General features: G+C 60.0%; 10 protein-coding genes. 5 read left to right on the top strand and 5 right to left on the bottom strand.

Annotation, left to right across the window (positions count from 1 at the left end; all coding sequences use genetic code 11):
- The first annotated feature begins 9 nt into the window (after nucleotides 1-9).
- On the top strand, nucleotides 10-2,076 hold the full coding sequence (gene ligA / locus PHF15_RS03235; protein WP_300118904.1) for an NAD-dependent DNA ligase LigA: 2,067 nt from the start codon (nucleotides 10-12) through the stop codon (nucleotides 2,074-2,076).
- The gene (def, locus tag PHF15_RS03230; RefSeq protein WP_300118903.1) at nucleotides 2,063-2,602 is read left to right on the top strand and encodes a peptide deformylase; all 540 of its coding nucleotides are present in this window, start codon (nucleotides 2,063-2,065) and stop codon (nucleotides 2,600-2,602) included. The genes ligA and def overlap by 14 nt, the downstream gene beginning before the upstream one ends.
- Before the next feature lie 13 nt (nucleotides 2,603-2,615).
- Here the strand turns inward: def and PHF15_RS03225 are convergent, their stop codons facing one another.
- Nucleotides 2,616-5,204 carry a [protein-PII] uridylyltransferase gene (locus PHF15_RS03225; protein WP_300118902.1) on the bottom strand — a complete coding sequence of 863 codons (2,589 nt, stop codon included), beginning with the start codon at nucleotides 5,202-5,204 and terminating at the stop codon, nucleotides 2,616-2,618.
- Between the two features lie 25 nt (nucleotides 5,205-5,229).
- Nucleotides 5,230-6,063, bottom strand: coding sequence for a type I methionyl aminopeptidase (gene map, locus PHF15_RS03220; RefSeq protein ID WP_300118900.1), 834 nt, complete (start codon nucleotides 6,061-6,063; stop codon nucleotides 5,230-5,232).
- A 151-nt stretch (nucleotides 6,064-6,214) separates the two neighbouring features.
- Here map and dusA point away from each other — a divergent pair, with 151 nt between their 5' ends.
- Complete coding sequence (gene dusA / locus PHF15_RS03215) at nucleotides 6,215-7,153, top strand: tRNA dihydrouridine(20/20a) synthase DusA (RefSeq protein ID WP_300119092.1); 939 nt, start codon at nucleotides 6,215-6,217, stop codon at nucleotides 7,151-7,153.
- A gap of 9 nt (nucleotides 7,154-7,162) precedes the next feature.
- Here the strand turns inward: dusA and PHF15_RS03210 are convergent, their stop codons facing one another.
- Complete coding sequence (locus PHF15_RS03210) at nucleotides 7,163-7,765, bottom strand: YqhA family protein (protein ID WP_300118899.1); 603 nt, start codon at nucleotides 7,763-7,765, stop codon at nucleotides 7,163-7,165.
- A 131-nt stretch (nucleotides 7,766-7,896) separates the two neighbouring features.
- Here PHF15_RS03210 and acs point away from each other — a divergent pair, with 131 nt between their 5' ends.
- A complete protein-coding gene (acs, locus tag PHF15_RS03205) occupies nucleotides 7,897-9,894 on the top strand; it encodes an acetate--CoA ligase (protein ID WP_300118898.1) in 1,998 nt (665 codons plus the stop codon).
- Nucleotides 9,895-10,006: 112 nt separating this feature from the next.
- On the opposite strand, the gene PHF15_RS03200 is transcribed toward acs, so the two are convergent.
- On the bottom strand, nucleotides 10,007-10,309 hold the full coding sequence (locus PHF15_RS03200; protein ID WP_300118897.1) for a c-type cytochrome: 303 nt from the start codon (nucleotides 10,307-10,309) through the stop codon (nucleotides 10,007-10,009).
- Nucleotides 10,310-10,415: 106 nt separating this feature from the next.
- Here PHF15_RS03200 and PHF15_RS03195 point away from each other — a divergent pair, with 106 nt between their 5' ends.
- Nucleotides 10,416-10,661: a TIGR04438 family Trp-rich protein gene (locus tag PHF15_RS03195; RefSeq protein ID WP_300118895.1), complete on the top strand. Its 246-nt coding sequence runs from the start codon at nucleotides 10,416-10,418 to the stop codon at nucleotides 10,659-10,661.
- A 48-nt stretch (nucleotides 10,662-10,709) separates the two neighbouring features.
- Here the strand turns inward: PHF15_RS03195 and ilvD are convergent, their stop codons facing one another.
- Complete coding sequence (gene ilvD, locus PHF15_RS03190) at nucleotides 10,710-12,404, bottom strand: dihydroxy-acid dehydratase (protein WP_300118893.1); 1,695 nt, start codon at nucleotides 12,402-12,404, stop codon at nucleotides 10,710-10,712.
- Between the last annotated feature and the right edge of the window lie 66 nt (nucleotides 12,405-12,470).

Here is a 12,470-nt window from a genome sequence, read left to right as displayed (position 1 = left end):
CTTTGGTGTATGACCACGCCCGATTTGTTTGCGCCCGAGCCTGACGATGCTAGCGCGATGGCGCAATTGCGCCAGACCCTGCATGAGCACGCGCATCGCTATTACGTGCAGGACGCGCCCACCATTCCAGATGCCGAATACGACCGGCTTTTCAGCCAGTTGCAGGCGCTGGAGGCGCGGCACCCGGAGCTGATCACGCCCGATTCGCCGACCCAGCGCATTGGCGGCAAGCTGCTGGAGCAGTTTGCCCAAGTGCGCCACGCGCTGCCGATGCTCAGTATTCGCACCGAAACCGATACCGAGGTCAGTGGCGCGAAGAATTTTGATGCCCGCATTCGCCGTGAGCTGCAGATGACGGAGGCCGACCCAGCGCTTGAGTATGTGGCCGAGCCCAAATTTGACGGCCTTGCGATGAACCTGCGCTATGAACACAGCGTGCTGGTGCAGGCCGCCACGCGCGGCGACGGCGAGGTTGGCGAGAATGTGACACAAAATATCCGCACCATTGGCCAGATTCCGCTGCGCTTGCCCTTTGATGTACCCGCTGTGCTGGAGGTGCGCGGCGAGGTCTATATGCGCCGCGACGATTTCGAGACACTTAACGCCAAGCAACGATCAATTGGGCAAAAAACCTTTGTCAACCCGCGCAACGCTGCCGCCGGGGCGGTGCGCCAGCTGGATCCGGCCATTGCGGCACAGCGCCCCTTGAGTTTTTTTGCCTATGGCCTGGGTGAAGTCACAGCGCCAGAAGCTGGCGGACCGGTATGGCAGACGCATTTCGAGATGATGCAGACCCTGAAAACCTGGGGTTTTCCGGTATCAAGCCTGATCAAAATTGCACAGGGTGCTGCCGAGCTGGTGGCGTATTACGAGTCGATTGGCGCGCAGCGCGATGGCCTCGGCTTTGACATCGATGGTGTGGTGTACAAGGTCAACAGCCTGGTGCTGCAGCGCCAGTTGGGCTTTGTCACGCGCGAGCCGCGCTGGGCCGTGGCGCACAAGTTTCCGGCGCAAGAGATGCTGACCACGGTGCTGGCCATTGACGTGCAGGTGGGGCGCACTGGCAAACTGACGCCGGTGGCCAAGCTGGCGCCGGTGTTTGTTGGCGGCGTGACCGTGACCAATGCCACCCTGCACAACGAGGACGAGGCGCGTCGCAAGGACGTGCGCGTGGGTGACACGGTGATCGTGCGCCGTGCGGGTGACGTGATTCCCGAGGTGGTGAGTGTGCTGCCCGACAAGCGCGTGGACGATCCTGCCATCTTCACCATGCCGCGTCAGTGCCCGGTGTGCGGCAGTGCGGCGGTGCGCGAGGAGGGCGAAGCCGACTACCGCTGCACTGGCGGCCTGTTTTGCAGCGCCCAGCGCAAGCAGGCCATCTTGCACTATGCGCAGCGGCGCGCCGTCGAAATTGAAGGCCTGGGCGACAAACTGGTCGATCAAATGGTCGATGCAGGCATCATCAGCATCCTGCCAGATCTGTATCGGCTGGGCTTCACGGCCCTGGCGAATCTGGCGCGCATGGCCGACAAGTCAGCGCAAAACATTCTGGACGCCCTGGAAAAATCCAAACAGACCACGTTGCCGCGTTTTCTGTTTGGCCTGGGCATTCGCCATGTGGGCGAGGCCACGGCCAAGGCGCTGGCGCGCCACTTTGGCAAACTCGACGCCATCATGGACGCCTGCGAAGAGCAATTGCTGGCGGTGGCCGACGTGGGGCCCATCGTGGCCAAAAGCATTCGCACCTTTTTTGACCAGGTGCACAACCGCGAGGTGGTTGAGCAGTTGCGCGCCTGCGGTGTCACCTGGCCCGAGGGCGAGCCCGCGCCGGTGGCGGCACAGCCTTTGAGCGACCAGACCTTTGTGCTCACCGGCACCCTGCCCACGCTGGGGCGGGAAGAGGCCAAGGCCATGATCGAGGCCGCTGGCGGCAAGGTGGCGGGCTCGGTCAGCAAGAAAACCAGCTTTGTGGTGGCGGGTGCCGAGGCCGGCAGCAAGCTCGACAAGGCGCGCGAGCTGGGTGTGGCGGTGCTCGATGAAGACCAGTTGAAGGAGATGCTTGATGGCGGTGCGTGAAATTCTCAAAATGGGTGACCTGCGCCTGCTCCGCGTGGCGCAGGTCGTGACCGCGTTTGACACCGATGCACTACACCTGCTGATCACCGACCTGCTTGACACCATGCGCGCGGCAGATGGCGCTGGCTTGGCGGCGCCGCAAATTGGCGTCGATTCGCAGCTGGTGATTTTTGGCACCGACAGCATCAACCCGCGCTACCCGCAGGCGCCGGTCGTGCCCCGTACGGTGCTGATCAACCCGGTCATCACGCCGCTCTCGGCTGACCAGACTGAAGACTGGGAAGGCTGTCTGTCGGTGCCCGGCCTGCGTGGCAAGGTGCCGCGTTTCGAGCAGATTCGCTATACCGGGTTTGACCAGTATGGCGACCCGATCGACCGCACCGTGGCAGGTTTTCACGCCCGCGTGGTGCAGCACGAATGTGACCACCTGCTCGGTATGCTGTACCCGATGCGGATGTGCGACTTCTCGCAGTTCGGCTTTACCTCGGTGCTGTTTCCCGAACTGGCTGACGCTGCGGACGATTAGGGCTCGTGAAGCCTCAGGCCAGCGCTTCCAGCAGTTCGGTCTCGATGGCGATCTGCGCCTTGTTTTCCTGCAGTTCGGGGCCGTTTACCAAAAAGGTGTCATCGACGCGTTCACCCAGCGTGTTGATCTTGGCCAGTTGCACATTGACCTTGTGCCGGGCCAGCACGCGGGCCACCGAGTAGAGCAAGCCCACCCGGTCGCTGGCCGAGATGTTGAGCAGCCAGCACTGGCCTTTTTCATCGGGCTGCAAACTGACACGGGGTGCAATCGGGAAGCTCTTGACGCGCCGCGATACCCGGCCCCTGCCGGGTGCGGGCAGCGGGTCTTTCTGCAAAATGGCGCGTGCCAGTTCGGTCTCCACCATGCTGGTCAACTCATGGTAGAGCTCGGGCATGGCCTCGGCCGTGACCTGAAACGTGTCGAGCGCATAGTGGTTGTAGGCGGTATGGATGCGCGCGTCCAGAATGCTGAAACCGCGCTGCTCGAAGTAGCCGCAAATGCGGGCAAACAGATCGGGCTGGTCGGGCGTGTAAACCAGCACTTGCAGGCCTTCGCCAAGCGGCGACAAGCGGGCACGCACAATCGACTTGCCTGAATTCACATGACGCGAGAGCTGACGCGTGTGCCAGGCAATGTCGGAGGCGTCGTGGCGCATGAAGTAGCCGACATCGACCGTGTCCCACAAGGCCTTGTGCCCCTCAAAGGGCTGGGCGTGCAGGGCCAGCTGGATCAGGGCCTCGCGCTTGCGGGTCTCGACTTCGACATGCGGGTCGGCGGCGTGGCCGCCGAGCACGCGCAGCGTCAGCCGGTACAGGTCTTCGAGCAGCTTGCCTTTCCAGGCGTTCCAGACCTTGGGCGAAGTGCCCCGAATGTCAGCCACTGTGAACAGGTAGAGCGCGGTCAGGTAGCGCTCGTTGCCCACGCGTTTGGCAAAGGTCGCGATGACATCAGGGTCGCTGAGGTCGGTTTTCTGGGCCACGCGGCTCATGGTCAGGTGTTCCCGCACGACAAAGGCAATGAGTTCGGTATTTTCCCGGCTCAGGTTGTGTTGCCTGCAAAAGCGCAGCACCTCGACTTCGCCCAGCTGCGAGTGGTCGCCGCCACGGCCCTTGGCAATGTCGTGAAACAAGGCCGCCACATACAAAAGCCAGGGCTTGTCCCAGCCGCTGGCAAGTTGCGAGCAAAATGGGTATTCGTGGGCGTGCTCGACAATGAAGAAGCGCCGCACGTTGCGCAGCACCATCAGCACATGCTGGTCCACCGTATAAACATGAAACAGGTCGTGCTGCATTTGCCCGACGATGCGGCGAAACGCCCACAGGTAGCGTCCCAGCACCGAAGTCTGGTTCATCAGCCGCATGGCATGGGTGATGCCGCTGTTCTGCTGCAGGATTTGCATGAAGGTGGTGTGGTTGATCGGGTCCTTGCGAAAGGCGCCGTTCATCAGGTCACGGGCGTTGTAGAGGGCGCGCAGCGTGCGCGCCGACAAGCCACTCATGCCGGCCGTCTGGAACACCAGGAAAGTTTCCAGGATGGCGTACGGCTCGCGCTGGTAGAGGTCGTCACTGACCACTTCGACCATGCCTGCCTTGTCGGAAAAATGGGCGTTGATGGGGCGTGGTTCATGGGTGCTGGGGCTCAGGCGCTCTTCGATGTTGAGCAGCAGGATCTGGTTGAGCTGGGTCACCGCCTTGGCGGCCCAGTAGTAGCGTTTCATGAGCGCCTCGCTTGGGCGCACCAGAGAGCGCCGGTCGGCGGTCGCTGGCGGCGCTTCAAAACCGAAGGCCTGCGCCACCGCATTTTGCATGTCGAAAATCAGCCGGTCTTCACGGCGTTTGGCGATCAGGTGCAGTCTGGTGCGAATCAGCCACAGCAAGGCCTCGTTGCGCTTGATCTGTTTGATTTCAAAAGCAGTTGCCAGGCCATTTTTGGCCAACTCGCTCCAATTGTTGCCCAGCCCCGCCGCTTTGGCCACCCACAAGATCACCTGCAAATCACGCAGACCGCCGGGCGACTCCTTGCAGTTGGGCTCCAGCGAGTAGGGCGTGTTGTCGAACTTATTGTGGCGCTGGCGCAGTTCCAGGGTTTTGGCTATGAAAAATGCCTGCGGGTCGATGGCGGCAACAAACTGGCGTTTGAACGCATCATAGGTGGCTGAGTTGCCAGTGATCAGGCGCGACTCCAGCAGAGAGGTTTGCACCGTGACATCTTTAGCCGCCTCGTTCAGGCAGTCGGCCACTGAGCGCACGCTGGAGCCGATCTCCAGCCCGGCGTCCCAGCAACTGCCAATAAACCCCTCGATACGGACTTTCAGGTCGGCGTCGTGCTCCAGCATGATGTCATCGGGCAACAGCACCAGAACATCGATATCCGAATATGGAAACAGCTCTCCCCGGCCATAGCCACCCACGGCAGCCAGCGTCAGGCCTTGGGGAAAATCGGCGCGCTGCCACAAGGTCTTCAGAGTGTCATCGGCCAGGGCGGAGAGCTTGCCCAAGGTGGCCGCGACGCCGCGCGCACTGCTGTTTCCTTCTGCCAACGATTGGAAAAGAGCCGTTTTATTGGCACGGAATTGCTCGCGCAGGACTTTAAGATCGATCATGGAAAGCTGTTTTGAAAATTGCGAATCAGGCAACCGCCAGGGTGATCGCGGGCGCAGCAGGCTTGACAAATTCGGGGATTGGCGGGCTGTTGGCGGACAGGGTCAACACCTCATAGCCGGTGGGCGTCACCAGCACGGTGTGCTCCCATTGGGCTGATAGAGAATGGTCTTTGGTGACGATGGTCCAGCCGTCGCCCAGTTCCTTGATTTCCTTGCGCCCGATGTTGAGCATGGGCTCAATGGTGATGGTCATGCCGGCCTTGAGCTGCTCCAGCGTGCCCGGCTTTCCGTAGTGCAGCACCTGCGGGTCTTCATGAAACTTCTGGCCGATGCCGTGGCCGCAGTATTCGCGCACCACGCTCAGGCCGTGGCCTTCGGCAAAGGTCTGGATGGCATGCCCAATGTCACCCAGGTAAGCGCCGTCACGCACTTGTCTGATACCCTTCCACATGGCCTCGTATGTGAGATTGCACAGGCGTTTGGCCGCGATGGACACTTCGCCCACCTGGTACATGCGGCTTGAATCGCCATGCCAGCCGTTCTTGATGACCGTGACATCAATATTGATGATGTCACCTTTCTTGAGCGGCTTGTCGTTGGGAATGCCGTGGCAGACCTGGTGGTTGATCGACGTGCAGATCGATTTGGGGTAGGGGTTGTGGCCACCCGGCGCATAGTTCAAGGGTGCCGAGATGGCCCCAAGCACCTGTGTGGTGTAGTCTTCGGCCAGCCGGTCGAGCTCGTTGGTGGTGATGCCAGGTTTGACAAACTGGGCTAGATAGTCCAGCAATTCAGCGGCCAGGCGGCCGGCGATGCGCATGCCGGCAATGCCGTCGGGGTCTTTGTAAGTAATCGTCATGCTGTAAATTATCCCATCGCGGTCAAGAGCCGTTTTTTATAGGTGTTTCCTGGCGGGGTCATGGTGGCAGGACTGAAGCAGGGGAAAATGGCATTTTTTCACTCAACTTGCTCAAACTTTCGTGATCAGCCACAAAATCTGCGTTGCGCCCATGCTGGACTGGACTGATCGCCATTGCCGCTATTTTCACCGTCTGTTGTCCAGACACGCGTTGCTATATAGCGAGATGGTGACCACCGGGGCACTGATACACGGCGATCGGACCCGGCATCTGGACTACAACGCGGCCGAGTCGCCATTGGCACTGCAATTGGGTGGCAGTGAACCCGCCGATCTGGCAAAGTGCGCGCGCTGGGCGCAGGATTGGGGCTACGGCGAGGTAAACTTGAATTGCGGCTGCCCCAGCGAGCGGGTGCAGCGCGGCGCTTTTGGCGCCTGTTTGATGCGCGAACCGGCTCTGGTGGCCGAGGGCGTCAAAGCCATGCGCGATGCGGTGTCGATCCCGGTCACGGTCAAGCACCGAATTGGCATCGACAAAGAAGAGAGTTATGACTTTGTGCGCGACTTTGTCGGCGTGATCAGCCTGGCTGGTTGCAGCACGTTCATCGTGCATGCGCGCAATGCCTGGCTGAAGGGCTTGAACCCCAAGGACAACCGATCGGTGCCGCCCTTGCGTTATGAAGCGGTGTACCGGCTGAAACAGGATTTTCCAGCGCTTGAATTTGTCATCAATGGCGGCATCACCCAGACGGACCAGATCGAGCAACACCTGCAACACGTCGATGGCGTCATGCTGGGCCGCGAGGCCTACCACAACCCCTGGTGGCTGAGCGAATGGGACCGACGGTTTTTTGCCGATGTCGGTCAGGCTGGCCTGACCCGCGAATCAGTGGAGCAGCAGATGGTGGCCTACATGGCCGAGCAGGCCGAGCGCTTTGGCATCCCCTGGCCCACCATCGCCCGCCACATGCTGGGTTTGCGCCACGGTCTGCCGGGGGCGAGGCGCTGGCGCCAGGTCTGGAGTGACCATCACCTCAGGGCGCTGCCACCCGGGCAGGTGATGGCTTTGGCGCATGGGCTGGCCGCCTGAGCAGGGCGCTCAGTGCGGCGCTGCCGGCGGGTGCGACATCAGCCGGTCGGTGTAGGCGATGGCAATGGCTGAAAGAAGAAACGTGATGTGAATGACCGTTTGAGCGATCAGCACTTTGTCGCTGTAATTGGCGGCATTGATGAAGGTCTTGAGCAGATGGATCGAGCTGATGCCGATGATGGCGGTGGCCAGCTTGACCTTGAGCACGGATGCATTCACATGGTCCAGCCATTCGGGCTGGTCCTGATGGCCTTCCAGGTTCAAACGTGACACGAAGGTCTCATAGCCGCCCACGATCACCATGATCAGCAGATTGGAGATCATGACCACGTCAATCAGCGCCAGCACGACCAGCATGATGATGGTCTCGTTCAGTTGCGTGATGGGCACATCGGTCTTGTAGCCAATGCCGTCAATGAGCGCCTGCAGGGCTGTCGGGCTGCCAAAGGCAGCTTCGAGCAGGTGCACCAACTCCACCCAAAAGTGAAATACATAAACACCTTGCGCGGCGATCAGCCCCAGATAAAGCGGCAATTGCAGCCAGCGGCTCGCAAAAATCAGGCGCGGAATCGGGCGCAGGGGTGATTTGGTGGGCGTTGTGGATAGGGTCATTGGTGTTTGAATTAAAGTGGTGTCGGCTTGATTTTATGGGGCGGCTTGTGCCGGACTTGCCAGTCAGTGGCCTGTAAGTGCCAGCCGTGACATTATCGGGCGAACTTTGTTTAACTAGAGGAGATTGATCCGTGACTACACCCACAACAGCTGTTGAATCCATGTTGGTTGAAAACCGTGTTTTCCCGCCAAGCGAGGCCACCGTCAAGGCAGCACGCATCTCGGGGATGGAAAGCTATTACGCGCTGTGCGCAGAAGCTGAAAAAGATTTCGAAGGTTTTTGGGCCCGCCTGGCGCGTGAAAACGTGGTCTGGAGCAAGCCTTTTACCAAGACGCTGGACGAGTCCAATGTGCCTTTCTACAAGTGGTTCGAAGACGGCGAGCTCAATGCATCGGCCAACTGCCTCGACAAGCACATGGGTACCCCCAACGAGAACAAAGTCGCTGTTATTTTCGAAGCCGACGACGGCGCGGTCACCAAAACCACTTACAAGGAACTGCTCGCCAAGGTCAGCCAGTTCGCCAATGCGCTCAAAGCCAAGGGCATCCAGAAGGGTGACCGTGTCCTGATTTACATGCCCATGACCCTGGAAGGCGTGATTGCCATGCAGGCCTGCGCCCGCATTGGCGCCACGCACAGCGTGGTGTTTGGCGGCTTCTCGGCCAAGGCCTTGCAAGAACGCATCATCGACGCCGGCGCCGTGGCGGTGGTGACCGCCAACTTCCAGATGCGCGGTGGCAAGCAGTTGCCGCTCAAGGGCATTGTGGATGAGGGTCTGGGTCTGGGTGGCTGCGAATCCATCAAGACGGTGTTTGTGTTCGAACGCACCAACAGCCCCTGCAACATGGTCGCTGGCCGTGACATCACGTTCACGCAAGCCCTGGCGGGTCAAAGCACCGAATGCGCGCCGGTGATGGTCGGTGCCGAGCACCCTCTGTTCATCTTGTTCACCTCCGGTTCCACCGGCAAGCCGAAGGGCGTGCAGCATTCCACCGGCGGCTTTGTGCTGTGGTCCAAGCTGACCATGGACTGGACCTTTGACTTGCGCGCCGATGACATTTTCTGGTGTACCGCCGACATCGGCTGGATCACCGGTCACGCCTACGTGGCTTATGGCCCGCTGGCGGCGGGTGCCACCCAGATCATTTTTGAGGGCATCCCGACCTACCCGAACGCCGGTCGTTTCTGGCAAATGATCGAGCGCCACAAGTGCAGCATTTTCTACACGGCACCCACCGCCATCCGCTCGCTGATAAAGTCCGCCGAAAGCGACGAAAAAGTGCATCCGGACCGTTCGGACCTGTCGAGCCTGCGCATTTTGGGCACGGTGGGCGAGCCCATCAATCCGGAAGCCTGGATGTGGTACTTTAAGAACATCGGCCATGAAAAGTGTCCGATCGTGGACACTTTCTGGCAAACCGAAACCGGTGGCCACATGATCACGCCGTTGCCGGGTGCGACACCGCTGGTGCCAGGTAGCTGCACCTTGCCGTTGCCTGGCATCATGGCTGCCATCGTTGACGAAGCCGGTCATGACGTGCCCAACGGTTCGGGCGGCATGCTGGTCGTCAAGCGCCCATGGCCATCGATGATCCGTACCATCTGGGGCGACCCGGAACGCTTCAAGTCCAGCTACTTCCCGGCCGAAATGGGCGGCACCTACTATCTCGCCGGTGACGGCGCTGTGCGCAGTGAAGACCGTGGCTACTTCCGAATCACCGGCCGAATCGATGACGTGCTGAATGTGTCGGGTCACCGCATGGGCACCATGGAAATCGAATCGGCCCTGGTTGCCAAGACCGACCTGGTGGCTGAGGCTGCTGTGGTGGGCCGGCCGGATGATCTGACGGGTGAAGCGATTTGCGCCTTTGTGGTGTTGAAGCGTGGCGTGCCGACAGGCGACGAAGCTAAGCAAATCGCCAAAGAGCTGCGCGATTGGGTTGCCAAGGAGATTGGCCCCATTGCCAAGCCCAAGGACATCCGATTTGGTGAAAACCTGCCCAAGACGCGTTCGGGCAAGATCATGCGTCGTTTGCTGCGTTCGCTGGCCAAGGGTGAAAACATCACCCAGGATACCTCGACGCTGGAAAACCCGGCAATCTTGGGTCAGTTGGGCCAAGCCTACTGAGGCGCTGCAAAGTTGGTTCACGAACGCTTGTTTTGCAAGTGTTCGTGGCCTGAAAATTACATAAAAAAAGCCCGCAGTTGCGGGCTTTTTCACATCTGGAGAGACGACTTGTTTATTTGAGTGACAAGACCCAGGTGACCAATTGTGTGGCTTCTGCATCACTAACTTGCGGATTGGCCGGCATCGGAATCGCGCCCCACACACCGGAGCCCCCTTGTTTGACCTTTGCCGCCAGTTTGGCAGCCATGTCCTTGCCGGCGTACTTTTTGGCGACGTCTTTGTAGGCCGGGCCGACAATTTTTTTCTCGACCGCGTGGCAAGCCATGCAGTTCTTCTTTTGCGCCAACGCCTGATCTGCCAAAGCCGGTGCAGCCACAAAAGCGGCCGCCAGCAAAACAAAAAGAGTTCGTTTCATGCGGTTGTCCTTTGAAAAGATGGGTTAGAGTGTCTGAACGTTATTTTAGGGATGGCTGTTGACATGGGTGTTTTGCCAACAACTATTTCATTAAAAAGGAGAGGCCATGTATTTACTGGGTTTGGGCTTGGTGTTGTTGCTCATGAAATATGCTGCCGTGGGGCCGGTCGCCGACTGGTCGTGGTGGTGGGTGCTATCGCCATTTGTCATGGCTGTGCTGTGGTGGTTCTGGGCTGACAGCTTTGGCTACACCAAGCGCAAGGCAATGGAGCGTGAAAACAGTAGGATCAAGAAGCGCCGAGCGCGCACCAAAAACGCGCTCGATGCCAACTACCAACAAAGGAAGCGCTGAATGCGCGTAGCCCAACCGCCAGGACCGGCTGGTCTTGCACGGATCGTTTCAGTAGTTGTCCAGCACAGCGCCCTTGCTGGCGGTCGATGCGTTGAAGGCAAACTTTGCTTGTACCCCACGCGTATAGCGCGGCTCGGGGGCCGTCCAGACAGCGCGCCGTTTGGCGATGACGTCGTCACTGACATTGAGTTGCAGCAGCAACTGGTGCGCGTCGATGGTGATCGAGTCGCCTTCTTCGATCAGTGCAATCAGGCCGCCAGTGGCGGCTTCAGGGGCCACGTGGCCGACGACCATGCCCCAGGTGCCGCCGGAAAAACGGCCGTCGGTGATCAGTCCTACGGATTCGCCCAAGCCCTGGCCGACCAACGCGCCGGTGGGCGCCAGCATTTCCGGCATGCCCGGACCGCCCTTGGGGCCAAGGTAGCGCAACACCATCACGTCGCCGGCCACGATCTGGTTCGCCAGAATGGCTTTCAGGGCTGACTGCTCGTCCTCGAACACGCGCGCCGGGCCGGTCATGACCGGATTTTTCAAACCGGTGATCTTGGCCACGCAGCCTTCGGGTGCCAGGTTGCCTTTGAGAATGGCAAGGTGGCCCTGGGCATACATCGGCCTGCTCATGGGTCGGATCACATCCTGATCGGCACGCGGTGCATCGGGAATGTCTTTGAGTACTTCAGCCACGGTCTGGCCGGTGATGGTGATGCAGTCGCCGTACAACAGGCCGGCGCTGAGCAGCATCTTCATGACTTGCGGAATACCACCGGCGCGGTGCAAATCGACTGCCAGGTATTTGCCGCTGGGCTTGAGGTCGCACAGCACCGGGGATTTGACGCGCACGCGCTCAAAATCATCGATGGTCCATTCGACCCCGGCGGCGTGGGCGATGGCCAAAAAGTGCAGCACAGCGTTGGTCGAGCCGCCAATGGCCATGACTACGGCGATGGCGTTCTCGATCGACTTGCGAGTCACGATGTCGCGCGGCTTGAGGTCTTTCTTGATGGCCTCGATCAGCACTCTGGCAGATTCCTTGGCAGAGTTCAGCTTTTCATCGTGCGGATTGGCCATGGTGCTCGAATAGGGCAACGAAATGCCCAGTGCCTCGAAAGCCGAACTCATGGTGTTGGCGGTGTACATGCCGCCGCACGAACCCGGGCCGGGAATGGCGCGGCGCTCGATCTCCAGCAGGTCTTCGTCGCTCATGCGGCCGGCGGCGTTTTCGCCTACGGCTTCGAATACGCTCACAATGTTAAGGTCCTGCCCCTTGTAATGACCCGGCAAAATGGTACCGCCATAGACATAGATGGCGGGCACATTGGCGCGCAGCATGCCCATCAGGCCGCCTGGCATGTTTTTGTCGCAGCCGCCGATCACCAGCACGCCGTCCATCCACTGGCCCTGCACGCAGGTCTCGATGCAGTCGGATATCACCTCGCGGCTGACCAAGCTGTATTTCATGCCCTCGGTGCCCATCGACATGCCGTCCGAGATGGTGGGAGTGCCAAACACCTGGGCGTTGCCGCCGGCTTCTTCAATCGCCACAATGGCAGCGTCAGCGAGCTTTTGCAGTCCCGAATTGCATGGCGTGATGGTGCTGTGGCCGTTGGCGACACCGATCATGGGTTTGCTGAAGTCGTCGCCCTCGTAACCCATTGCGTAATACATGGAGCGGTTGGGCGCGCGCGATTTGCCCTCGGTGATGTTTTTGCTGCGCGGGTTCATGACGACGGGTTTGATGTCCATAAAAGCTCACTAGGGTTGGTTGCAGTGTTCAGGCCAAGCGCCGGGCACAAGTGCGAAGCGCATTGG

Source organism: Rhodoferax sp., from assembly GCF_028689295.1.
GTDB lineage: Bacteria > Pseudomonadota > Gammaproteobacteria > Burkholderiales > Burkholderiaceae_C > Rhodoferax.
This window is presented reverse-complemented; position numbering and strand designations above follow the sequence as displayed.